We start from the raw sequence: 22,974 nt of genomic DNA, 5'->3' as shown, positions 1-22,974 counted from the left end.
TGACATGGGCTTTCGCATGGGGATTGTGGGCTTGCCGAACGTGGGCAAGTCGACGCTGTTCAACGCGCTGACGAAAACCGCCGCGGCGCAAGCGGCGAACTTCCCCTTTTGCACGATCGAGCCCAATGTGGGCGAGGTCGCCGTGCCCGACACGCGCCTTGATAAACTGGCCGAAATTGCAGGCTCCAAACAAATCATCCCGACGCGGATGACCTTTGTCGATATTGCGGGCCTTGTGAAAGGCGCCTCTAAGGGCGAAGGCTTGGGCAACCAGTTCTTGGCCAATATCCGCGAAACCGATGCCATCGCCCATGTGCTGCGCTGTTTCGAGGATGGCGATGTGACGCATGTCGAAGGCCGCGTCGATCCGCTCGCCGATGCCGAGACGATCGAGACCGAATTGATGATCGCGGATCTTGAGAGCCTTGAAAAACGGCTCGCGAACCTTGGCCGCAAAATCAACGCAGGCGACAAGCAAGCCAAAGAAGATGCGCGGCTGATGACCGCCGCGAAAGAGGCGCTGGAGGCCGGTCGCCCCGCGCGCACCGTCGCGGTGGCCGATGATGACCGCAAAGCTTGGAACATGCTGCAACTGCTGACCGCAAAGCCCGTGCTTTACGTCTGCAACGTCGAGGAAGAAAACGCCGCCAAAGGCAATGCGCAATCCGAGCGCGTGGCCGAAATGGCGCGGGCGAGCGGCGCCGCGACGGTGGTGATTTCCGCCAAGATCGAAGAAGAGATCAGCCAGTTGGATGCTGACGAGGCCGAGATGTTCTTGGGTGAGTTGGGGCTTGAAGAAGCAGGGCTGGACCGGCTCATCCGCGCGGGCCACGACCTTTTGGGCCTGCAAACCTATTTCACCGTCGGCCCGAAAGAGGCACGCGCTTGGACCATTCGCAAGGGCACGCTGGCCCCGGCGGCGGCAGGCGTCATTCACGGCGATTTCGAGCGTGGCTTCATTCGCGCTGAAACCGTGGCCTATGACGACTACATCCAATACCGCGGCGAAAGCGGCGCGAAAGAGGCGGGCAAGTTCCGGGTGGAAGGCAAGACCTATGAAGTGCAAGACGGCGACGTGCTGCACTTCCTCTTCAACGCGTAAGGTTTTCGAGCGCTCTGCGCGCGAGGGCAATCTGCGCGTCGCATCTTTCGAGATGATAGGGCGAAACGCTTTCATAAATGGCCCGCGCCGACAAAAGACGATCTAGCGCCTGCTGCGGTAGCGTTGGGTCGTTTGTCATCTCAAAGAGATCGAGTTCGGTGCAGCCAATGTTGTCATTGGTGTGTGCCCAATAAAGCGGCATCCGCTCTTGGTCCCATTCTGCGAGCAGGGCGTGATAAGCCTCAAGTGATTGCACAAGCAGGTCGGGCTCTCCGTTGAACAAGCCGATAATGGCGAGCGTGCCAGCCATGTTGTTTTCCGTACGCGCCCAGGATTGCGGGTCTTCTGCGCGGGGCTGTTCTTCTAAGGCAAGAAGATAAGCCTCTAACGCCTTCTCCAAGGGCGCGACACTTTCTTGGCGCCGACCCAAGGCCATCAGCGCGTTCCCGAGGCTGGTTTGCGTGCGCGCCCAGCTTTGCGGCTCTAGATCGCGCCGTTTTTCTTCCAAAGCGCAGCGAAGCACCGATATGGCAGCTTCGAAGGAGGCTGTCCCTTCTTCTCGTAGCCCAAGATCGTGGAGTGCGTTGCCAAGGTTGTGTTGGGTGCTCGCCCATTTGTTCGGCTGCAAAGTGCGGTCGACCTCGGCAAGGGCGCATCGATAGGTGTCTATGGAGGCGATCAGCTGTTCTGGGTGCATGGCGCGTCTTCCCAAGGCGTTGAGTGCCATTCCGCGCGCAGTGAGGGCGTCATTACGCTCTGTGGGGGACTGCGCCAAGCGTTCGAGGTGCTCCGTGATCGCGAGGGCAACCTGTAGGTCAAAATCCTGAGCACGTTGGGCCCCACGCTCATACCAGCCTTGGAAAACGCTTCCGCAGGCTTGAAACGCCTCCGCCAGCCCCTCAAGGCGGAGCTTCGCCAGCACATACTCTGCCGCCTCTTCGGGGCGGTTGCGGGCGCGGGCAAGGTCGATGGCGGTGTCGAGCAGCTTCAGCTGCGCTTGTTGGCGCTGGGCTACTTCTTCAGCCAAGCGCTCCAACTCCCGCGCAGTAATGTCGGCGGCGCCGTCCAAATCCTGCGCGGCCACGCGGCGCCCGACCTCGGCCTGCACCGCTTTCACGGCAGCATCGAGGTTGGAGGGCATGGTACCTTGCGCCATCAACCTTTGTGCCGCTTCCAGCGCCTGTTCCAGCCCGATCCTTGCGCTGTCAAAACTGCCTTCGCTGCCGGGGGCGTATCTGCGTGCGAGGTCGCGCACCAGCGCCTCTTGCTCGCCCAATCGCATGGCGGTGTCCTGCATCTGCATGGTCAGCGCTTCAACCTGCGCGGCAATCAAGTTCAAGGCTGACAGCACCGCTTCTTCAAAGGCAGGGCGCAGGGCTTCCATGATTTCGGGCTGGGCCATCAGATCACGCAGCAGGGGCGCAACGATCTGTGTGAACCGAGCCTGAATGCTGGCCCCGGTCAGGGCCGGGTCACGCAAGCCGACCATCATCAGCGTGCAAAGCCGCTCCGGGTCGCGGCCCACCGCCATCACTTCGGCAGGCGCCACGCGCCGGGCCTGTTCGATCATCTGCCGGAGATGAAGCTGCTCGGTGTCGCTGAGGTGATGGGCCTCAAAGGCCGTATCCAACCGCGTAGCGATGCTGTCAGCCCATGTTTCAGGCTTGCGGCGCAGCGCATGCACGACTTCGGCAAGGGAAAAGAGCCCCGAGACCGCAGCCCCAGCCCCGCTGGCCAAACTGTTGGCGCTGGCCGTGGCCAGCACCGAAACCAGAACATTGGCTGCGTGTTGCGATGTGCTCAAAACCGCTTTCCCAAAAGGCTTTGGGGGAAGTTTGCGGTCTTCGGGCGCGTCGGTCAACCGCTGCGCTGAACGCTATTTCGCGGCCACCTCTGCCCGCAACGCCGCACACTCCTTCAGCGCCGCGCTTGCAGGCTCCGCCGCAAAGGCTGCTTCTGCCGTGGTGAGGGCGGCTTCCGCCCCGGCAACATCTCCACGCGCGAGCGCGACGCGGGCGAGGCCGATGTGGTTCGCGCCCGCGCGGTAATCGGCAAAGTCGCGGCTGCCCAAGGCGAGGGCTGCCTCAAAACCCGCCTGCGCAGCGTCAAGATCCTTTAGCGCCAGATGGGTGAGGGCGCGGGCGTGCAGCAGACGTGCGCGCGGGGCGGGGGTGGTGATGTCTTCCAGCGCCTCGGCAAAATCTTCGAGCACGGTGCGGAGCAGGGCGTCGTCCCCAATCACCTCGCCCAAATGGCGGTTGGCCATCGCAAGGTTGGCGCGGGCGCTGGCACGATCTTGGGCGAGGTCTTCGCCTTCAAGCGCGTCAAACACATCGTCGAACATCTCGACCGCCTCTTGAATGGCCACAGGGTCTTGCGCCATCCGCCCAAGCGCGGCCTTCACATTGGCGAGCGCGCTGGCGGCATTGGCCCATTCCACCGGGTTGCCCTGCGCGTTGAAAATCTCCAGCACATTGCCATAGGCTTTCGCAGCCTTTTTCAGCATCGCGCTATCTTGGTGGCGTAGGCCAATCAGCTCGGAAATGCCGCCAAGGTTATGCTGCGCGAAGGCCCAGTTTTCGGGCTGTTTGGTGCGGCTGGCCGCTTTGGCGGCGGCGGCAAAAAGGTCTGCAGCAAGGTCGAGATGCTTCCGGCCGGGGCGGAATTGGCCGATCACTTGGTGGCAATTGGCAAGGCTAGTTTGCGCTTGGCCCAAATCGCGGCCCTTGGCGCGTTTCAAAAGCGCCTTGGCGAGTTCAAGCGCGACCAAAAGCTCCCACGGGTCATTCGCTGCCTCGCCCGCTTCCAGCTTTTCGTAAAGCAGCTCAACGGCGGCGCGGATCACGCCGCCAGCGGGCGCGGCGGTTTTGAGCGCCTCCAAATGGCGGGCAGCGGCGCGCTCGGGGGCATTGCAAATCCGGTCTTGGCGGAACGCGGCGGCTTGCAGGGCGTCGCTTGCGCCTGCGGCCAATGCGGCCTCCAACCGGGCGGCGGCGTCTGCGCGCGCGCCGGTGTCATTCAGCGCGGCGACCTCTGCCAGCACTGGGTCATCGCAGGCTTTTGTCTCGGCCGCCGCGTCCAGCGCGCCTTGAAGGCCGACGAGCGCCACATCGGGAGCCTTGAAACGCCCGGCGGCAATGTCTTCAGCCAAGGCGCGCACCAAGGGGGCGGGATGCGCGCTGGCATCGACCTTGGCGATTAGGGTTTCGACCAGTTCGGGATGCGCCTCGGGTGCCACGGGTATCTTCCTTGTCTTCCGGCGCCCTTGGGGCGCGATCTTCTGTACCGGGCCGCAAGCCGCCCAGCGGCGCGAGACTAGCGCAGCCTTCGGCGGCTTGATATGCCCCTTGGCTGGGTGATTTCGGCGCAGCTTGCTGCCACCATGACCCGCGCCCCGATTTGGCCCCCGATTCTGCCTTGCCAAAAAGGGGCAGGCGCTGTATGCGCGAGCCCTCAACGGGCCCACACCCTTGGAGGGGGCCCTTTTTCATATTGGAGATACCAAATGGCCAAAGAGATCGAAACTCTTGAAGCCGAGGTGCGCACGGGGACGGGCAAGGGGGCCGCTCGCGCAGCACGTCGTGAGGGCAAGGTGCCCGGCATCGTCTATGGCGATGGCAAGGAACCGCTCGCGATCAACCTCGACTACAACAAGCTGCTCACCCGCCTGCGCAAGGGCCGCTTTCTGTCGACGCTGTTCAACCTGCACATCGACGGCCAAGAAGATGTGCGCGTGATCTGCCGTGGCGTGCAAAAAGACGTGGTGAAGGATCTGCCGACCCACATCGACTTCATGCGCACCCACCGTGCCTCGCGCATCAACCTGTTCATCCACGTGAACTTCGACAACGCCGAAGCGAGCCCCGGCCTGAAGCGTGGCGGCACGCTGACGATCGTGCGCCCCGAGGTGGAGCTTGAAGTGATGGCCGGCGATATCCCGGATCACATCACCGTGGACCTGACCGGCCGTCAAATCGGCGAAGTTATCCACATCAACGACATCCCGCTGCCGGAAGGTTGCAAGCCGACGATCGAGCGCAACTTCGTGGTTGCCAACATCACGGCGCCGTCGGGCCTCGTTTCCTCGGATAACGAAGAATCCGAAGAGTAATTTCCCGCCTAGGGAATGCAGAACGCCGGGCCTTGGCCCGGCGTTTTTGTTTGTGTGGCAGGGTTGAGGGACGACTTAGGCGCCAGCGGCGAAGGCATAGCCCTCATATTCCCAGCCCATCAGCCCACCGAGCATGATTTTGACGGGCCGCCCAAGGCGGGCGAGCGCCAAAGCGGCTTGCTCGGCAGCGTTGCAATGCGGGCCAGAGCAATAGACGACAAACAGCGTGTCTTCCGCCCATTCCGCCATCCGCTCTGCCGTGATCTGGCGATGCGGCAGGTAATGCGCGTTCGGCACATGGCGGCGGGCGAAGGTTTCGGGCGTGCCCATCGTATGCAGCAGCACAAAGCCCGGATCGCCCCCCGCTTTGAAGGCGGCATGCACATCCGAGCAATCGGTATGGAGCGCGCATTGGGCTTCGAGCGCGGCAATCAGGCTTTCGTGCGCGGGGGCGGGGCGGGCAAGAACGGGGTTCATGGGGCTCTCCTTGGCTGTCTGGAATTGAGATTGCCAGCGGCGCGGCCTCTGCGTAAGGTGGCGGTATGACAACGATCGTGCAAAACCTGCCAAATCTCAATCTGCCGCCGATCCCAAACAACCGGGTCGTGGCGTTGGCCTATGATGGGCTTTGCACCTTCGAATTTGGCATTGTGGCAGAGATTTTCGGACTGGCGCGGCCCGAGATGGGGCCGAATTGGTATAGGTTTGCAACCGCCGCCATTGAGCCCGGCCCCTTGCGCGCGCATGGGGGGCTGACCTTTTCTTGCGAAGGCGGGTTGGAGGTGTTGGAAGAGGCTGGGTTGATCGTTGTGCCCGGTTGGAAAGGGCTGGATGTGCCGGTCCCGGCGAACCTGATCACGGCATTGCAAAATGCTCATGCCAAAGGCGCGCGGCTCGCCTCGATCTGCTCGGGCGCTTTTGTGCTGGCGGCAACAGGGCTTTTGGATGGCCGCCGCGCCACCACGCATTGGCGCTATGGGGCCGCTTTGGCAGATCGGTTCCCAAAAGTGCAGGCCGACCCCGATGTTTTGTTCATTGACGAGGGGGATATCCTCACCTCGGCAGGCTCTGCGGCGGGGATGGATTTAGGGCTGCATATCATCCGGCGCGATTACGGGGCCGAGGCGGCAAACCTTGTCGCGCGGCGCTTGGTGATGCCCGCAAGCCGCGATGGCGGGCAAGCGCAGTTCTTGCTGCGCCCGGTGCCCCGCGATCATGAGGCGCATAGGCTTTCGCCGATCCTTTCCAGCCTGCGCGACAACCTGCAAGAGACCCCCACCGCAGCGCAACTCGCCGCCAAGGCGGGGTTGTCAGAGCGCACCTTTCTCCGCCGCTTCCATGAGGCGACGGGCACTACGCCTGCGCGCTATTTGACCGAGGCGCGACTGGCTCGCGCGGCGGAATTGTTGGAAACGAGCCGTGCGGATTTGGAAGCGATTGCCCATATTGCGGGCTTCGCCTCTGCCGCCGCGTTACGCCGCCCGTTTCATGCCCGCTATGGTCTTGCGCCCTCGGATTGGCGGCGCCGCTTTGCGCGCTCATCGGCCTGAGTACTTCAAATATCCAAGGCGAGACGTCGACACAGGGGCTGGCCCCCCGCAGTCCCGCCCGTTAGAACCACCGCCAAAGGAGAAGGACGATGCAGCTTTGGGTTGGGCTGGGCAATCCCGGCGCGAAATATGCCGCAAACCGGCACAATATCGGCTTCATGGCGGTAGATCGGATTGCCGCCGATCATGGCTTTGCACCGTGGCGTAAGGGGTATCAGGGGCAGGTGAGCGAGGGGCGCTTTGGTTCGGCGCGGGTGCTTTTGCTCAAACCCGAGACATTTATGAACCTTTCTGGCCAATCGGTGCGCGCGGCGGCGGATTTTTACAAAATCCCCGTCGAAGAGATCACCGTGTTTCATGATGAGTTGGATCTCGCGCCTGGTAAGTGCCGCCTGAAACAAGGCGGCGGCCATGCGGGGCACAATGGGCTGCGCTCGATTCACCAGCATATGGGCGAGACCTATGCGCGGGTGCGGCTGGGCATCGGCCATCCGGGCGATAAAAACCGGGTTGCGAATTACGTTTTGGCCGATTTCGCGAAAGCCGAGGCTGACTGGCTGGAGGACCTTTTGCGCGGGATTTCTGACGGCGCGCCCGCTTTGGCGGCAGGGGAGGGGAGCAAATTCCTCAATGCCGTGGCCCTGCGCACCGCGCCGCCGCGCGCCTCAACGGGCACCAAGCCCGAAGCTGTGAAACCCGCAGGCCCGCGCGCCAAGCCCGAACCGAAGCCCGCCCCCAAAGAAAACGCCGAGCCGGAAGATACCCGCTCGGCGCTCGAAAAGCTGGCCGATAAGTTCAAGCGCTAGGGCTTACCCATGCCCCTCACCAATGCCCGGTATTGGGCATGGATAGCCACGGTTCGGCGGGTGCAAGAGCTTCGCCCATCTGCAAAAGTTCGATCGAGGCATTGTCGGGGCTGCGTACAAAGGCCATGCGGCCATCGCGCGGCGGGCGGTTGATCTCCACGCCATTGGCCTGCAGATGCGCGCACATGGCGTAGATATCTTCGACCTCATAGGCGAGGTGTCCGAAATGGCGGCTGTCAGAGGGCAGACCTTCGTCGCCATCCCAGTTATAAGTCAGCTCCACCGGGCAATCTTCCTGACCGGGCGGGGCCAGGAACACCAAAGTGAACCGGCCCGCTTCGCTTTCAGTGCGGCGGGTTTCTTTGAGGCCCAGCAACTCGAAAAAGGCGATCGTGCGGTCGAGGTCGGCGACCCGGAGCATGGTGTGCAGGTATTTGATCTGCATAGGGTTTCCTTTGTCTGATGCGCCGATGGTAGCCCTTGGGAAGGCGGGGGCAAGTCAGAAAGCAGATTTGATCCGCATCGAAAGGTTCAGCGCATGGCTTTTGCCCAAGGCCCAGTTGGAGCGGTTTTGCGTGTAGCCAAGCCCGATTTCTGGGGCAAAGCCCATCACCGCATGGTCGCGTAAAAGGGCCTCGGCCCCAAGGGTGATCCGGTGATCCGTGCGATCCCCAGCGATCAGGGCGACTTGTCCATAGTCTCGCCGCTCATAGCCCGCAGTTAGCGAGATATTGGTGCCAAAAACTGGGCGGGCGAGGTCAAGGCCAAAGCTAACCCCTTTGCGGATATGCGCAACATCGGCCGCGGCCGAATCCACCTCGCCAAGCCGCAGACCAAGGCTTGCAATGCCAATTTGTCCAAGCCCGCGCTGCACTTCTAGGTCAGCAAAGCGCAATACCGCCGATTTTGTTTCCGCATCAAGGCGCCATTGTCGCTCAAGCGACGCGCCAAAATGCACGCGGGTTTTCGGATCAAGCCCAAAGGACCGCCCAAGGGCGAGGCTGGTGTAATTTGAAAGGGCTTGGCCGCTGTAGTCATTATGGCCTGCGAGGAGGCGCATGTCCCACTCATCTTGCCCGCGTCCGGCGCGCATTTGCCCAGCGAGATAGGTCTCCACCGCCCAAAACGCGTAATCAGACCCGTCTGCCGTGGGCGCAATCTGTTTCGCTTCCTCCGAGAGTTTATAATCTTGGCCCGCAAGGTTTACCCCCAGCCGAAACCGATGCCGTTCTGTTTCCGCAATGGTGCGCTGCACTGAAAGTGAGCCATGCGTTTGCAGCCCGGAGAGAGCCTGTGAATCGCCAGAAAGTGTGAAGGGCAAGCCATAAAGCCAGATCGTATCTGTCTCGGTGCCGCCATTGATGTTGGAAGACGAAGCAAACCCCGCATCCAGCGTGAATGTCCACGGATTGCGCGCGCGCACGTACCGAAAATCGCGTAGGTCGCGGGCCCGTGCTTCGGGGTTTGGCGCAATATCAATTGCGCGTCGCAGCCAAAGCTGCGCTAGGGTGCGATTGCCAGCCGACGCCTGCGCTTGGGCCAAGGCGAGCATGGCATCGTGGCGCTGTGTCTTGTCCTCGGCAAGCTTCAAGGCACGCCGCCCCGCCATACGCGCCTCGCTAAATTCTCCCAAATCACGCGCGGCGTAGGACAAAAGCAAATGCGCTGAGAAAGTGTCAGGGTCGCGCTCCAGTAGCGCCGTCGCGATGCCCTGCGCAACTTCCGGCTGCCCCGCCTCAAGGCGCCGAATGGCCTCAAACTGCGCCTGCTCTGGAGTGAGCGAGATGGTTTCTGCGCTGACCATACTGGCTAAGGGGCCAAACAGCCCCATAGCCAAAACGCTTGCGCCCAGAATTCCTGAACGTAGGCTCCGTAAGAGTCGATTTTTTCGGGGCCCCGCGCCGAGGCGCGCGGCGCACATTAGTTGTTGGCCCCACGGTAGACGATGAAGCCGCCCGTCTCTCGCGCTGTGCCAGAGTTTCCAAGAGCGCCTTCTACCACGACAATGCCGACGATTTCGTTGTCGGTAGAACTCGCGTCGCCCGATATTACGGCGTAGAAATTGCCTTGTTGGTAGCTCGTCGCGGTCCCACTTGAAGTCGGGGCCTGCGCATAGGCGGAACCTTCCATCTCGCCATTGCTGTTCATCACGCCGCCTGCCTGAATTTGGAATTGCAAAATCGGCACAGAGGTCAGACCCGCGCCGCTGGCATAACCCAGGTCGCTGTTGAGTGCATCGAGGTAGTTGCCGGTGATGTCCGTCCCGGTGAGACTATAGTACCGGCGCCCAGAGATTTGCGCGCGCACACCATCCCCAAGATTCGTCTGGTCGTTGAAATCTTGGAAGTCGACCGTCATTTGCGCATCCCCGGAGACATAGACAAGTCCACCGGATCCGTCAAAATCAACGATCCCAGCATAATCACCGGTGAACACGCCTTGCGTCGCGCCGCTGGTGCTGGTGGTTGTTGGCATCGGGATTTTTACTGTGCCATTGCGTTCGAAGACGAAGCCGCCGAAACCGTATTCATTGTAGCTGCCGGTGCGCACGATGGCAAAACTGCTGCGCGGTTTGCCATTCACTTGATTGATGCTCTCACCATAGATGGCGCGATAGGTCATCTGTGGGATCGGGTCGCCGGTCACGAAGTCTGTAACTTGGTCCGGAGCTTCATAAACCCGGAAGGCGGGTGTGGCCGATGGGTCGCTCAGCAGAGTCGAGCCGCCGATGCTGGCAAGGTCGCTTGAGCGTGTGTAGGGCGTGTTTGAACCATCGAAAGGAAGGTTGTCGACCCGAATCGTGTCACTCGCAGAATCATAAACGATGCCGCGGGCTGCCCCCTCCGCTTCGGTCCCTTCATAGCGCTGCACATAGCTGGATGTGCCCGTGCCCTCCAACGAACTGACGTCGCTTGTTCCTGTGCCCGTCTCTGTGTCGTCCGATTGGCCAGCAGGGCCGTTCACGGCAGGGCCACCGCAAGCGGCAATGAGTGCCACTGCAAGCAGCGGCTTCACAAAGCTCTTCATTGTTATGTCTTTCGTTGACTGCTCTTTTGCGCAAAGCGTGCCGAAAATAGGTAGAAAAGTCAATTTGCATAAACTTTTGATTAGCTTGTCTGAGGCGTCGTGCCCCATCTGCGACACTCTCCTTTGCGTCTCACATCATCTCGCGGTTCCGTGAGGCGCTTTGGGTAGATATAGTCTGCCCGATTCTTACCCCTGGAGGCCCCCATGTCGCTTACCCCCGAACAGCTTGCCGAGATCGACGCGCAACGTGCCACCACCACGCCGACCTTGCGCGCCACCTCCGCGGGAATGGAGGGGCGGCTTTACACCGCGCATCCTGTGCTCGACCACGGGCTGGTGCGGGTGATCGACTATATGGGCGATGATGCCGCGATCTGTCAGGCCGCCCGCGTCAGCTATGGCAAGGGCACCAAGGCGGTGTCCGATGACCGGGGCCTGATCCGTTACCTGATGCGCCACTGGCACTCGACGCCGTTTGAAATGTGCGAGGTCAAATTCCACGTCAAACTCCCGGTCTTCGTGGCGCGGCAATGGATCCGCCACCGCACCGCCAATGTGAACGAATATTCCGCGCGCTATTCGATCTTGGATCGCGAGTTTTACATTCCCGCGCCCGATCAACTGGCGGCGCAATCGGTGGTGAATAACCAAGGCCGTGGGCAGGTGCTGGAGGGGGCCGAGGCCGCGCGCGTGCTTGACCTTCTGCGCGAAGATGCGATGCGCGCTTATGACCATTACGAAGACATGCTGACGCCCGATGAAGATGCGGGCAAACTGGGCCTTGCGCGCGAACTGGCGCGGATGAACCTGCCCGCCAATATCTACACCCAGTGGTATTGGAAGATCGACCTGCACAATCTGTTCCACTTCTTGCGCCTGCGCGCCGATGTGCATGCCCAATACGAAATCCGCGTCTATGCCCAGACCATGTGCGACATCGTCAAAGATTGGGTGCCGCAAGCCTATGAGGCGTTTGAAGATTACCGCCTTGGCGCGGTGAGCGTGTCGTCGAAGGCGAAAGAGGTGCTCAAGCGCCGCTTGGCAGGCGAAGCGGTGACGCAAGAGACCTCTGGCATGAGCAAAGGCGAGTGGCGCGAGTTCGTGGAGGAGTGGGGTTGAGCCGCGCGTGAAGCAAGGTCAGCCCCGAATGGGGGGGGGGGAGCCCGTTCATTGCTCCGCAACGGTTAGCTTCCCCCAAAGAAAACGCCCGGAGAACTCTCCGGGCGTTTCTGTTGTTCGCGTGTGGTAAGGCTGGGCCTTAGGCTTTGCCGCTGTACACCGGGAAGACGCTGGCGTCCCCGTAGTCTTTCGCGTTGATCGCTTTCAACGCGTCCATATCTTCGGCCGAGATTTCGAAGTCGACTTCGGCGTTCGATTTCATATGCGCCGGGTTGGCGGTTTTCGGCAGGGCAAGGCAATCCAGTTGCAAGATGTAACGGATGCACAGCTGCGGGATCGTCACGCCGTATTTCTCGGCAATCGCGCCAATTTCCGGGTTGTCGAGGATTTTGCCGTGCGCGATCGGCGAATAGGCCTCAACGAGCATGCTATTGGCGTGGGCATAGTCGATCAGCTCAAACGGCGTGTTGCCGACATGGGCCAGCACTTGGTTGATCATCGGTTTGACGGTGGCGTTTTGCAGCAGGTTGTCGAGGTCTTGTTTTTGGAAGTTCGACACACCGATGGCGCGGAGTTTGCCAGCGGCGAGCGCCTCTTCCAGCGCTTTCCACGCCGCAAGGTTGCCTTCAAAGAAGCGGTCTTCCACCGCCCATTCGCCCCACGGCTGCGGGCTGTGAATGATCATCAGGTCGATATATTCAAGGCCAAGCGTGTCGAGCGAGCCTTGGATCGCGGCTTTGGCGCCTTCGTAATCTTTGATTTCGGCAGCGAGTTTGGTTTGCACGAAGATTTCTTCACGGGGCACGCCGCACGTGCGCACGCCTTCGCCCACGCCACGCTCGTTGGCATAGGCTTGCGCGGTGTCGATGTGGCGATAGCCGATTTCGATGGCGGCTTTCACCGCTTCGGCGGCTTTGTCGTCCTCAATCATCCAGGTGCCCAGAGCGAGCTTGGGGATCGCAACGCCATTCGGCAGGGTCATGGTGTCTTTGAGCATCGTCTCATCTCCTGTAGTTTCGGCCTGAGCGGCCCTATCCGGTTGAACGCGGCTGCGTCCTTGTGAAGCGGATATAGTGCAGCGTATGGGACAGGATAATCTCGCTACACTGGCATGAACTCATGACTGAGATTCATTAATGGCTGGGCTGCGTCGCCCAGCGGTAAGCAGGACCGCGCCTTTACCTTCGCTGGCCAAGCTGTCGTCTGGGTTGCGTAAGGGGCAGATTTCTTTCGACAAACAGCCACAGCCAATACAGCCATCGAGGGTGTCGCGTAATTCGGTCAGCCCTTCGATGCGGGCTTGAATGGCCGCCTTCCATCCGGCCACCATCTCGCGCACCTCATGCACATCGGGTGTTTTATCTGGCGGGAAAGGGCGCAACAGGGCGGCAATGTCAGAAAGCGAAAACCCCAAATCTTGCGCGACGCGAATGATCGCGATTCGGCGCAAGACATCGCGTGCATAGCGGCGCTGGTTACCCGAACTGCGCAGCGCCGCGATCAGCCCCTTCTTTTCGTAGAAATGCAGCGTCGAGATGGCAACGCCCGCCCGCTCGGCCACTTGGCCCACAGTCAGCACCGCCGCTGGCGCGCGGACTGGTTTCGCATTGGGCGCATTTGTCGCTGCTGTCATCGCATTCCTCGCTTGACCTCAACCTAACTTGAGGTTTTATACGATGTGTCGGCTTGTGGGTGCAAGCCCCCCGACAGAGGACTGCCGGGGTGGACTGTGGCGGGCCGGGGCAAACTGCTCCCGCGTCGCGCAAGACACGGAGCAGACAGGGTAATGTCAGACAAAGACCAAAAAATTGCGCTTATCAGCGGCGCCAACCGTGGCATTGGGGCGGCGGTTGTGGCGGGGCTTTCGCGCGCGGGCGTGCATGTGCTCTTGGGCTGCCGCGATCTGAAAGCGGGCGAAGAGGTCGCCGCGCCGTTGTGTGCCGAGGGCGGCTCGGTCACCCCGGTGCAGCTTGATGTCACCGATGCGCTAAGCGTTGCCGCGCTGACCGAAAAGCTGGAAGCCGATTACGGCCATATTGATATTTTGATCAATAACGCCGGTGTGGGGCTTGATTACGTTCCCGGCATGAGCGCGGTTGAAAAGATGGAACAGACGCTCGCGATCAACGTGGTGGGCGGGCTGCGCCTGACCGAAGCGATGCTGCCGCTGTTGGAAAAAAGCGCCGCGCCGCGGATCGTCAATGTGTCGTCGGAACTGGCCTCCTTTGGGCTGCGCCATGATCCGAGCTGGGACCACCATGACAAGATCATGCCGACCTATGCGGCCTCGAAAGCGGCGGTCAACGCGCTGACCGTTGGCTATGCGAAAGCGCTGGTCGACAAAGGTTTCAAAGTGAATGCGATTTGCCCCGGCTACACCGCCACCGCCGCGACGAATTTCATGCCTGATCGCACCGTGGACCAAGCTGCCGTGGTGATCTTGCAGATGGCGCTTTTGGAAGACGACGGCCCGACCGGCGGCTTCTTCAACGATCAGGGTGCTCTGCCCTGGTAACAGGCCCGGCTTTGCCTCGCGGGGCCTGCAAAGGGGGGTGTGGCCCATACGCCCCCCTTTTTTTAATGCGCGATAGCAGCCCGTAACGCAGCAAGCGCGGGTTGGTTTCGTGAGATGGGCTCATGAACGCCTCCCAGATCGGCGCATTTTCTTCGCCTGCCCATGGGCTAGCTGATCTTCCGCAAGCGGGCGCCCCCGGTTGCCGGCCGAAGCGCCGTTTGACGTTTAAGGGAGATCACCAGATGAAACTTCACCTCGCGACCTTCGCCCTGCTGCTTGCGGCTCCGGCTGCATTGGCACAAGATATGACTGTAACCCCGGCAGAAAGCCGCGCGGCGCAGCTTGGCGCGCCGGAGTTTTTCACCGGGACGGCTTTGGTCGCGCCGGTCTTTGGCCCCGATATGGGCGACGTTAGCGCGGGGGAGGTGACCTTCCTGCCCGGTGCGCGCGCCGCGTGGCATACCCATCCGGCAGGCCAAAAGCTGATCGTGACGGCGGGCAGCGGTTGGGTACAAGAGCGCGGGCAGGAGAAGCAACTGATCCAAGCGGGCGATGTGGTGTGGTGCCCGCCGGGGGTGGAGCATTGGCACGGTGCGACCGCGACCACGTCCATGACCCATCTGGCCATTCAGCAAACGGTCGATGGTTCTGCCGTGACCTGGGGCGAGCATGTGACCGACGCTGAATACACCGAGTAAGCCCAATGAAACAAAAACCGGGGCTGCCCAGCGGCGGCCCCGGTTTTTCATGCCGCATAGGTGCGTTTACTCGGCCAGTTCAAACCGGGCTGACAGCGCGCCAGATTTTTGCAAAGGCGCAATCGCGCCATCAAAGGCGCCAAGCCGCACCAGCCCCGCCGCGCTCGAAAACGGTTTGATGAAGATCGCGAGATTGCCCCAAGGCGCATAAAGCGTGATGTCGCCGGTTTCGGGCTTGTAGGCGCGCGGCGCACCGGTCGTATCCAGCTTGCCCGGCAGGTCCGAGATTTTCTCGATCCCGTGGTAATCGTTCAAGGTCAGATCCATCGGCAAAAGTGCCGCGAAACTGCGGCCTGCGGCGCTGTTGTCCAGCGTGGCAGTGAGCGTGGCATCGGGCAAGATCACGCGGATTTTGGTCATATCAGTGGTATCCTTCGCGGCAGAGGGCTCGGCCTGCATCGGCCCGGCCCAACCAAACGCCAAAAGCGTCAGGCAGAGAAACGCGCGGCGATACATGGCGGCTCCTTTCTTGGTGTTGAAAGCCGAGGCAGGCGGCCCCACCCCGGCAGGGCCATCAGGCCTTCGTCATATCGATGACATAGCGATAGCGGGCTTCTTTGTTGACGACTTTCTTGAACGCCTCGCCGATTTGGTCGGGCGAAATCAGTTCATAATCCGCCGCAATGCCGTGATGGGCGGCAAAGTCGATCACGGCTTGGGTTTCGGCAATGCCACCGATCATCGATCCGGCAAGGCTTTGGCGGCCAAAGCCCATCAACATGCCCTGCGCGCCTTCAATCGGGAACAGCGCGCCAACGTTGACGAGCGTCTTGTCGAGCTTGAGCAGGTTCATGAATTGCTGCATCGGATAGGCCACCGGCACCGTCGAGACCATCAGATCGAAGCTGCCCATGTTCTTTTTCATCGCCTCTTCGTCGGTCCAGAGGTAAGCCTCTTTCGCGCCAAAGGCGAGGGCATCGGCGATCTTATCTTCGGTGGTGGTGAAGACCACGACCTCGGCCCCCTTGGCGACGGCAAGTTTCACCGCCATATGGCCAAGCCCGCCCATGCCGATCACGCCAAAACGCTCGCCGGGTTTCAGATCCCAGTGGTTGATCGGCGAGAAAGTGGTAATGCCCGCGCACAGAAGCGGCGCGAACCCGGCAAGGTCCACCCCCGGCGGGATGCGCAGCGCGAAATCTTCGGTGACGACGATCTTCTTCGAATAGCCACCATAGGTGACGCCGCCCGAGACCTTGTCTTCCGAGTTATAGGTGAAGGTGGTGCCATTGAGGCAGTTTTGCTCGCGGTCGGCCAAGCAGTTCGCGCATTCGCCGCAGCTGTCGACCATGCAGCCAACGCCCGCGTAATCCCCTTCGCGGAATTTGATCACGTCCGCGCCAACGCCGACAACGCGGCCCACCATTTCGTGGCCCGGCACCAGCGGGAAGGTTGGCATGCCCCAATCACCGTGGGCGGTATGGATGTCGGAATGGCAGATCGAGGCATACATAATCTCGATCACCACGTCTTTCGGCCCAGCGGCGCGACGCTTGATGGTTTGCGGCGCAAAGCTGCCCGAGGTGTCATTGGTGGCCCAAGCTTGCACTTCCGAAGCCTCAAGCGCGTTGCCGCTTTCTTGCGCCGACGCGGTTCCCGCAAGTGCGGTGGCGGCGAGCGGCGCGGCGGCGAGCGCAGCACCATTGCGCAGGAAGTTGCGCCGGTCTTCGCCCTCGCGGGTCAGGAACTCGATCTTGTCATTGCACGATTGGCACATGTGGGGTTTGCCTCTTGCGTTGGAAACGGGATGGAGGCGGCGAGGGCGCCGCCGGTCTCGCTCAAAATGGCGCAAGGCACCGGAAAGATAATCGGTGCAAAGGCGAAAGCATCCATGAGCGGGCCTCATCAATGTCTGCGGGGATGCGCCATTAAACGGGGGCGAGCGCCGCGCTATGTTCCCGGCGCGCCCATCAATGCATGGACTTCATGAGCAGGGCGCATATATCCTGAGGACGATCAATGCCGCCTGCCATCCCAACCGACATTTCTGCCATGCTGCGTGAAAACATCAACGACCTGATAGCCTTGGCCACAGTCGCCGAAGAGCGCAGCTTTACCCGTGCGGCGGCGCGGCTCAACGTGTCCCAATCGGCGCTGAGCCATACGATCAAGGCCTTAGAGGCACGGCTTGGGCTGCGGCTCTTGACCCGCACCACGCGTTCGGTGGCACCAACGCTTGAGGGCGAAGATCTGCTTGCCACCCTCAATCCCTGCTTTGAAACGATTGAGGCGCGGCTTCGGGCGCTGGAAGATGCGCGCGATCAGCCCACCGGTACGGTGCGGATTGTCTCGACCGATTATGCCATTGATACCGTGCTTTGGCCCAAGCTCTCGCCGCTGCTAAAACAGCATCCAAGCATCAATATCGAATTGGTGATGGATTACGGTTTTACCGATCTTGCCGCCGCGCAATGCGATGCCGGGGTGCGTTATGGCGATGCGGTGAGCGAGGGGATGATTGCGACGCGGATTGGCCCGGATGAGCGGATGCTTTGCGTGGCCGCGCCGAGCTATTTTGAAACGGCGGGTGTGCCGCAAATTCCGCAAGAGTTGACCGAGCATCAATGCATCAATCTGCGTCTTTCGACCCATGGCGCGCTTTATGCGTGGGAGTTTGAAGACAAAGAGGGCAATGAAATCCGCGTGAAGGTGCGGGGCCAATGCTGCTTTAACACCGTCACGCCGGTGATGCGTGCAGCCCTTGATGGGCATGGTCTTGCGCTTTTGCCCGACCGGATGGTGGCGGCGCATTTGGAAAGTGGCGCCTTGCAGGCCTGTCTTGAAGATTACTCCCCCGCTTTTCCGGGGTTTTATCTTTATTACCCAAGCCGCCAGCGTCCTTCCTCCGCCTTTACAGCCGTTTTGGACGCCCTGCGCGAACGCGCCTGATTGTCCCAACGTGGGGCAGGCCTAACAGTTCCATGAGTGTCGCTCATAAGTGGCGTGACCATTTTTGCCATTAATTTCGGGTCCGAAAAGGTCACATGACGCTGGGTAACGACCACCTGATGGAGGCTCCGATGAAATCCACCCTCGCCGCATCCGCGATTGCCCTGTTTGCCACTGGCGCTTCGGGCGAAGCTTTGCAACGTACCATGCCCGACAGCCTTGGCCGTGTAGCCCCTGCGCTGCAAGCCTATGCCACTGAAAACCTGCTGGGCGAGGTTTGGGCGGGCGAAGAGCTTTCTGCCCGTGACCGCGCACTCGTCACCTTTGCCGCGCTGATGACGCGCCATGAAGCGGGCAACCTTGCCGCGCATGGCGAATTGGCGCTCGACGCGGGTGTGACGCCTGCAGAACTTTCCGAGACCATCACCCATCTGGCTTTCTACACCGGCTGGGGCAATGCGATTGCGGCCACCGAGGCGCTGGCCCCGGTTTATGACGCGCGCGGGATCACCGCCGATGCGCTGCCGCCGGTGGAAGCGGACCTATTGCCGCTCGATCAAGACGCCGAAGACGCCCGCGATAGTTTCGTGTCGAGCACCTTCGGATCGGTCTCGCCCGGTGTGGTGGACACCACGCGCGATATTCTGTTCCGCGATCTTTGGCTGCGCCCGGCGCTTGCGCCGCGCGACCGTTCAATGGTGACCGTGGCGGCGCTGATTGCCGCGGGCCAGCCCGAGCAAATGACCTTCCACCTGAACCGCGCGATGGACAATGGTTTGACGCAAGAAGAAGCTGGCGCGATGCTATCGCATCTGGCGTTCTATGCGGGTTGGCCGAAAGTCTTCTCGGCGCTGCCGGTGGCGAAATCCGTGTTTGAAAGCCGCGCGCAGTAACGGAGACGCGCCATGAAGATCGGCATTCTCGGATCGGGTTTGATGGGGGGCACGCTGGGCCGGCTTTGGGCCCGTGCGGGGCATGAGGTGGCTTTTGCCTATGCCCGCACCCCCGACAAGCTTGACGCGCTCGCCCAAGAAACGGGCGGCACCTGTGGCTCGGTGGCCGAGGTGGTGGCGCGGTCTGAGGTGCTTCTTCTTTCCGTGCATTGGCGCCAGGTCGACGATGTGCTCGCCGAAGCGGGCGATCTGGCGGGCAAGGTGGTGCTAAACTGCTGCGTCCCGCTCGATGAGACGGATACCAACCTTGTGCTCGGCCCCGATACTTCCGGGGCCGAAGTGCTTTTGGCGCGCTGCCCGAAGGCGCGCTGGGTGGGCTGCTTCAACACCTCACCCTCTGAAAGCCTAGACCTTGTTTTCGCCCGCAAAGGGCAAGACGACCCGCCGCAACTGCTCGTCTATGGCGATGACAGCGGCGCGCTAGAGAGTGCGCATGGGCTAATACGCGATATCGGCTTTGAGCCTTGCCCCGCAGGTGGGCTGTGCACCGCCCGCTTTGTGGAGCCCTTTGCCATGGTCACCGCCGTGCTTGCCTATGACCAGCCCGGCGGCCCCGCCCTCACATACCGTTTTGAAAAACTGCGCAATTAAGCGCAGAGCAGAAGAAAGGACCCCTCCCATGAAAATCATCCGCTCCGGCGAAACGCATTCGATGAAAGGCCCCGAAGATTGGTTCACCGGCACCGTCCGCGTGGATATGCTCTTTGTGGCCGAAGAGCCGGGCCGCACCAGCGGCAGCCATGTCACCTTTGAACCCGGTGCGCGCACCGCGTGGCACACCCACCCGGCGGGCCAAACCATCATGATCACTTTCGGGCGTGGCCGCGTGCAACGCGAAGGCGGCCCGGTCGAAGAAGTCTCGGCCGGTGACGTGGTCTGGTTCCCGGCTGGTGAAAAACACTGGCACGGCGCCTCGGCGGAAACCGCGATGAGCCATATCGCGATCCAAGAAAGCATTGATGGGTCCGCGGTCACCTGGCTCGAAAAAGTGGCCGACGCTGATTACAATAGCTGATTGTTGAAGGGCCCGAGCACTGCTGCTCGGGCCCTCATTTTATGCGCGCATATGAGTTCCGCGCGTCCCTGTGGTTAGTTCCCCGCAGAGCCCACCAACGAAAGTGCCGGGAAGGCCGCGATGACGACCAGCCCAATCAGGCACACCAGCAAGAAGGGCAGGGTGCCCTTTGCGATCCGTTCAATTGGCAGACGCGCGACATTGGCGGCGACATAGAGGTTGATGCCCACCGGCGGCGTAATCAAGCCGATGGCGAGGTTCACCATCATCAGCACGCCAAACCAGACCAAATCCCATTCCAATTCGCGCGCGACGGGCAGGAAGATCGGCAGGCAGATGAACATCACCGTGACCGCATCCATGAACATCCCGGCGATCAGCAAGATCACCATGATGACAAGAAGGATCACCGCCTCGTTCTCGGAAAGCCCGAGCAGCGCGCCGGAATAAGATCCCACCAGATCCTCGACAGAGACGACCCAGCCAAATAGGCTTGCATAGGCCACCACCAGCATCACCATGGCCGAGGAGGCGGCGGCATTGGTCAGCGCTGCATAAAGGCCTTTCAGGGTCAGCGTGCCATAGGCAAGCCCACCCACCAAAAGCGCGTAGACGGTGGCGACAAGGGCCGCTTCGGTGGGGGTGAACATGCCCGAATAAATGCCGCCCAAAATGACCACCGGGGTCATCAGCCCCCAAAAACTGTCTTTGAAAGCGAGCATCAGGCGGCGCGGGTAAGCGTGCCCCGCATAGGGCATTGGGCTCAGCTCTTGCAGTTTGGTCGAAACCGCAGCGCCTTTGGTTTTTGCAAACGGCAAGGTGAGCAGCATCATCAAGCCCATGAAGATGCCGGGGAGGATCGCGGCCAAGAACAGGCTTGAGATCGAGGTTTCCGCGATCACGCCGTAAATCACCAAGCCAATCGAAGGCGGGATCACGATCGAAAGCGCGGCCCCGGTGCACACAAGCCCGGCCGAATAGGCGCGCGGATAGCCGTCTTCTTCCATACCCTTGATGATCATCGGGCCGATGGCAGCCACCGAGGCGGGGCCAGAACCGCTTACCGCACCCCAAAACAGGCATACCACCGTGCCCACAAGCCCCATGCCCCCCGGCACCGAGCCGATGAGCACGCGGAAGAAACGGATCATCCGCTCGGCAATGCCGAGCGTGCCCAAAAGCGTACCGGCGAGAATAAAGAAGGGGATCGCCAAAAGCGAAAACTTGGTGATCCCGGCGGAGATCAGATCGCCCACCAGATCAAGACCAAAGCCCATCTGCCACATCGCGTAAATCGCCGAGAGCCCGAGCGAAAAGGCAACAGGCACCCGCAGGGCAAGCAAAATGAAGAACAACAGCACCATCTCGGTGCCAGTGGCGAGGCCGGGGATCAGATCATACATCGCCAACCACCCCAAACGCATGGCCTTTGCGCCACTCTTCCCACGCATGCTGCAGATAGCGGATCAAGATCAGCGCAAAACCGAACGGCACCGCCGCTTGGTAATACCATGCCGGAATACCAAGCGCGTAAGAGCGCATGCCGTTCGACAGAAGGTTTTGCAACGCATCCCACGAAAAATAGGCTGACAGCACCAAAAGCGTGACCGAGGCCGCAACCGAGAGCAGCAACACCACCCGCTGTAGCGCACGCGGCAGCATGTCATTCACCAGTTCCACCGCCAGATGCTCGCCGCGCCGCGCTGCGATCGCCGCGCCGAAAATGGTCAAAAGCAGGAACCCGTTGGTCAGCAGTTCTTCCGTGGCCGCCAAAGAATAATGGGTGCCATAGCGCACCACCACATTGGCAAAGCCAAGAAGCGTCATAGCCAAGAAGATCACCGCGCAGATGATCTTCTCTGCATCACGCAAGAGAAACATGAAGAGGGACATAGGGGCTCCGAGGTCTGTCGATGGCGTAAGGCGCCCCTTTGTGGGACGCCTCGCAAGTCTTTATCGACGCGTTGGTTTAGTGTGCCGAAGCAATGGCCGCTTCGAACGAGGCCACCAGTTCCGGGCCAACCTTCTCCGCCCATTTGTCAAAGGCGGGTTGGGTGGCCGCTTTGAAGGCGGCAAGTTCTTCTGCGGAGGGCTCGTAAACGTCGATGCCTTTTTCGCGCAGGAAGGCGACGCCCGATGCCGTGGCCTCGCGCGAGATTTCGCGCTGATAGGCCATCGCCTCATCTGCAGCGGCTTGGAACTTGGCTTTCGTTTCGTCGTCGAAGCTGTCCCATTTCGCTTGGCTGATGCCAAGGAAGATCGGGTCATACGAATAATGCCAAGTGGTCAGATACTTTTGCATTTCATAGACTTGCTGCGGAATGATCACCGCACCGATCGGGTTTTCTTGGCCATCGACCACGCCTTGTTGCAGCGCGGTGAGCGTTTCGCTCCACTGCATTTGCTGCGGGTTGGCGCCGAGCGCGTTCATCACGTCGATATACATCGGGCCCGCCACGCGCATGCGCAGGCCTTTCATATCCTCGGGCGTCTTGATCGGGCGCACGTTGTTGGTCACTTCGCGGAACCCGTTTTCGCCCCAAGCCAAAACGATGATGCCTTTTTCCTTCAGGATTTCAGACAAGATCTTGCCCGGCTCGCCTTGGGTCGTCGCATCGACTTCGGCGTAATCGGCATACAGATAGGGCAGCGAGAAGGCCGCCATTTCGGGCACAAGCGGCGTCACGTTGATCGCCGAGCTCACCACCAGATCAATCGCGCCACGGCCAACCATTTCGGCCTGTTTCATTTGGTCGCCGCCCGCAAGCTGCGCATTGGGGAACACGCGCACTTTCATGTCGCCGCCGGTTGCCTCGGCAATCAGCTCACCGAATTTCTCGGCGCCTTTTTGCCAAGTCGTCGTGTCGCCGGTGTTTTGCGACAGGCGCAGTGTCTCTGCGGCAGCCGCGCTCACCATCATTGCGCTTGCCAAAATGGTCGCCAGCGCAGTTTTCCCAACGATTCCACCAAATGTCATCTGTCTTATCCTGTGGCTCGGACCCGAGGGCCCTTGTTTCAGCGCACCTCCTAGTGCTGCAAGCCGCTCGATATAAAGAATGAAGAAAATTGTCCACCGCAAGCCGACATTGAAACAATAGTTTCTTTGGGCCTTTTGTCGCGCAATGCATT

At 61.0% G+C, this 22,974-nt stretch carries 24 protein-coding genes; 11 read left to right on the top strand and 13 right to left on the bottom strand.

All coding sequences use genetic code 11. The features are described 5' to 3' along the window. Positions 1-4 precede the first annotated feature (4 nt). Positions 5-1,102, top strand: coding sequence for a redox-regulated ATPase YchF (gene ychF, locus CRO18_RS11670; protein WP_097082243.1), 1,098 nt, complete (start codon positions 5-7; stop codon positions 1,100-1,102). Here ychF and CRO18_RS11665 read toward each other — a convergent pair. Both CRO18_RS11665 and CRO18_RS11660 read right to left on the bottom strand, forming a co-directional pair. Then, positions 1,092-2,906 carry a tetratricopeptide repeat protein gene (locus tag CRO18_RS11665; RefSeq protein ID WP_143128635.1) on the bottom strand — a complete coding sequence of 605 codons (1,815 nt, stop codon included), beginning with the start codon at positions 2,904-2,906 and terminating at the stop codon, positions 1,092-1,094. The genes ychF and CRO18_RS11665 overlap by 11 nt on opposite strands. Positions 2,907-2,978: 72 nt before the next feature. Next, complete coding sequence (locus tag CRO18_RS11660) at positions 2,979-4,340, bottom strand: hypothetical protein (RefSeq protein ID WP_097082241.1); 1,362 nt, start codon at positions 4,338-4,340, stop codon at positions 2,979-2,981. 267 nt (positions 4,341-4,607) lie between these two features. On the opposite strand from CRO18_RS11660, the gene CRO18_RS11655 reads away from it, so the two are divergent. Beyond that, entirely contained in the window at positions 4,608-5,213 is a 606-nt protein-coding gene (locus tag CRO18_RS11655) for a 50S ribosomal protein L25/general stress protein Ctc (protein WP_076483705.1), read from the top strand. Positions 5,214-5,288: 75 nt separating this feature from the next. Here the strand turns inward: CRO18_RS11655 and CRO18_RS11650 are convergent, their stop codons facing one another. After that, positions 5,289-5,690, bottom strand: a complete 402-nt coding sequence (locus tag CRO18_RS11650; protein ID WP_097082240.1) for a rhodanese-like domain-containing protein — start codon at positions 5,688-5,690, stop codon at positions 5,289-5,291. Between the two features lie 65 nt (positions 5,691-5,755). Between CRO18_RS11650 and ftrA the strand changes: the two genes are divergently transcribed. Then, the gene (gene ftrA, locus CRO18_RS11645) at positions 5,756-6,763 is read left to right on the top strand and encodes a transcriptional regulator FtrA (RefSeq protein ID WP_097082239.1); all 1,008 of its coding nucleotides are present in this window, start codon (positions 5,756-5,758) and stop codon (positions 6,761-6,763) included. Positions 6,764-6,852: 89 nt separating this feature from the next. Beyond that, positions 6,853-7,569 carry an aminoacyl-tRNA hydrolase gene (gene pth, locus CRO18_RS11640; protein WP_097082238.1) on the top strand — a complete coding sequence of 239 codons (717 nt, stop codon included), beginning with the start codon at positions 6,853-6,855 and terminating at the stop codon, positions 7,567-7,569. 16 nt (positions 7,570-7,585) lie between these two features. On the opposite strand, the gene CRO18_RS11635 is transcribed toward pth, so the two are convergent. The 3 genes from CRO18_RS11635 to CRO18_RS11625 all read right to left on the bottom strand — a co-directional run bounded on the left by CRO18_RS11635 (position 7,586) and on the right by CRO18_RS11625 (position 10,704). Then, a complete protein-coding gene (locus CRO18_RS11635) occupies positions 7,586-8,014 on the bottom strand; it encodes a VOC family protein (RefSeq protein WP_097082237.1) in 429 nt (142 codons plus the stop codon). A gap of 54 nt (positions 8,015-8,068) precedes the next feature. Beyond that, positions 8,069-9,373 (bottom strand): surface lipoprotein assembly modifier, encoded by a 1,305-nt coding sequence (locus tag CRO18_RS11630; RefSeq protein WP_170952648.1) that lies wholly within the window; start codon positions 9,371-9,373, stop codon positions 8,069-8,071. A 116-nt stretch (positions 9,374-9,489) separates the two neighbouring features. Beyond that, complete coding sequence (locus CRO18_RS11625; RefSeq protein WP_143128633.1) at positions 9,490-10,704, bottom strand: hypothetical protein; 1,215 nt, start codon at positions 10,702-10,704, stop codon at positions 9,490-9,492. 96 nt (positions 10,705-10,800) lie between these two features. Between CRO18_RS11625 and thyX the strand changes: the two genes are divergently transcribed. Further along, the gene (thyX, locus tag CRO18_RS11620; RefSeq protein ID WP_076483698.1) at positions 10,801-11,715 is read left to right on the top strand and encodes an FAD-dependent thymidylate synthase; all 915 of its coding nucleotides are present in this window, start codon (positions 10,801-10,803) and stop codon (positions 11,713-11,715) included. 139 nt (positions 11,716-11,854) lie between these two features. On the opposite strand, the gene CRO18_RS11615 is transcribed toward thyX, so the two are convergent. Further along, positions 11,855-12,712: an aldo/keto reductase gene (locus CRO18_RS11615; protein ID WP_097082234.1), complete on the bottom strand. Its 858-nt coding sequence runs from the start codon at positions 12,710-12,712 to the stop codon at positions 11,855-11,857. A gap of 120 nt (positions 12,713-12,832) precedes the next feature. Then, the gene (gene soxR, locus CRO18_RS11610) at positions 12,833-13,348 is read right to left on the bottom strand and encodes a redox-sensitive transcriptional activator SoxR (RefSeq protein WP_097082233.1); all 516 of its coding nucleotides are present in this window, start codon (positions 13,346-13,348) and stop codon (positions 12,833-12,835) included. A gap of 153 nt (positions 13,349-13,501) precedes the next feature. On the opposite strand from soxR, the gene CRO18_RS11605 reads away from it, so the two are divergent. Further along, positions 13,502-14,230, top strand: a complete 729-nt coding sequence (locus CRO18_RS11605) for an SDR family NAD(P)-dependent oxidoreductase (RefSeq protein WP_076483695.1) — start codon at positions 13,502-13,504, stop codon at positions 14,228-14,230. A 242-nt stretch (positions 14,231-14,472) separates the two neighbouring features. Further along, a complete protein-coding gene (locus CRO18_RS11600) occupies positions 14,473-14,928 on the top strand; it encodes a cupin domain-containing protein (protein WP_076483694.1) in 456 nt (151 codons plus the stop codon). 66 nt (positions 14,929-14,994) lie between these two features. Here CRO18_RS11600 and CRO18_RS11595 read toward each other — a convergent pair whose 3' ends face one another. Both CRO18_RS11595 and CRO18_RS11590 read right to left on the bottom strand, forming a co-directional pair. Continuing rightward, a complete protein-coding gene (locus CRO18_RS11595) occupies positions 14,995-15,444 on the bottom strand; it encodes a cyclophilin-like fold protein (protein ID WP_249276055.1) in 450 nt (149 codons plus the stop codon). Between the two features lie 58 nt (positions 15,445-15,502). Next, entirely contained in the window at positions 15,503-16,705 is a 1,203-nt protein-coding gene (locus tag CRO18_RS11590) for an NAD(P)-dependent alcohol dehydrogenase (RefSeq protein ID WP_097082232.1), read from the bottom strand. 242 nt (positions 16,706-16,947) lie between these two features. On the opposite strand from CRO18_RS11590, the gene CRO18_RS11585 reads away from it, so the two are divergent. From CRO18_RS11585 to CRO18_RS11570, 4 genes are all read left to right on the top strand, one after another. Beyond that, the gene (locus CRO18_RS11585) at positions 16,948-17,877 is read left to right on the top strand and encodes a LysR family transcriptional regulator (protein WP_245826422.1); all 930 of its coding nucleotides are present in this window, start codon (positions 16,948-16,950) and stop codon (positions 17,875-17,877) included. A gap of 95 nt (positions 17,878-17,972) precedes the next feature. After that, complete coding sequence (locus CRO18_RS11580; protein WP_245826421.1) at positions 17,973-18,770, top strand: carboxymuconolactone decarboxylase family protein; 798 nt, start codon at positions 17,973-17,975, stop codon at positions 18,768-18,770. Positions 18,771-18,782: 12 nt separating this feature from the next. Beyond that, on the top strand, positions 18,783-19,421 hold the full coding sequence (locus CRO18_RS11575; RefSeq protein WP_097082231.1) for an NADPH-dependent F420 reductase: 639 nt from the start codon (positions 18,783-18,785) through the stop codon (positions 19,419-19,421). A 28-nt stretch (positions 19,422-19,449) separates the two neighbouring features. Continuing rightward, entirely contained in the window at positions 19,450-19,845 is a 396-nt protein-coding gene (locus CRO18_RS11570; protein ID WP_076483692.1) for a cupin domain-containing protein, read from the top strand. A gap of 74 nt (positions 19,846-19,919) precedes the next feature. Here the strand turns inward: CRO18_RS11570 and CRO18_RS11565 are convergent, their stop codons facing one another. The 3 genes from CRO18_RS11565 to CRO18_RS11555 form a co-directional block, all read right to left on the bottom strand. Next, the gene (locus CRO18_RS11565; RefSeq protein WP_249276054.1) at positions 19,920-21,269 is read right to left on the bottom strand and encodes a TRAP transporter large permease; all 1,350 of its coding nucleotides are present in this window, start codon (positions 21,267-21,269) and stop codon (positions 19,920-19,922) included. After that, complete coding sequence (locus CRO18_RS11560; RefSeq protein ID WP_212710118.1) at positions 21,241-21,738, bottom strand: TRAP transporter small permease; 498 nt, start codon at positions 21,736-21,738, stop codon at positions 21,241-21,243. Before CRO18_RS11560 ends, CRO18_RS11565 begins: the two co-directional genes overlap by 29 nt. A gap of 76 nt (positions 21,739-21,814) precedes the next feature. Further along, positions 21,815-22,822: a DctP family TRAP transporter solute-binding subunit gene (locus CRO18_RS11555; RefSeq protein ID WP_076483690.1), complete on the bottom strand. Its 1,008-nt coding sequence runs from the start codon at positions 22,820-22,822 to the stop codon at positions 21,815-21,817. Positions 22,823-22,974: the final 152 nt, after the last annotated feature.

The organism is Rhodobacter sp. JA431, from assembly GCF_900217725.1.
GTDB lineage: Bacteria > Pseudomonadota > Alphaproteobacteria > Rhodobacterales > Rhodobacteraceae > Rhodobacter > Rhodobacter aestuarii.
This window is presented reverse-complemented; position numbering and strand designations above follow the sequence as displayed.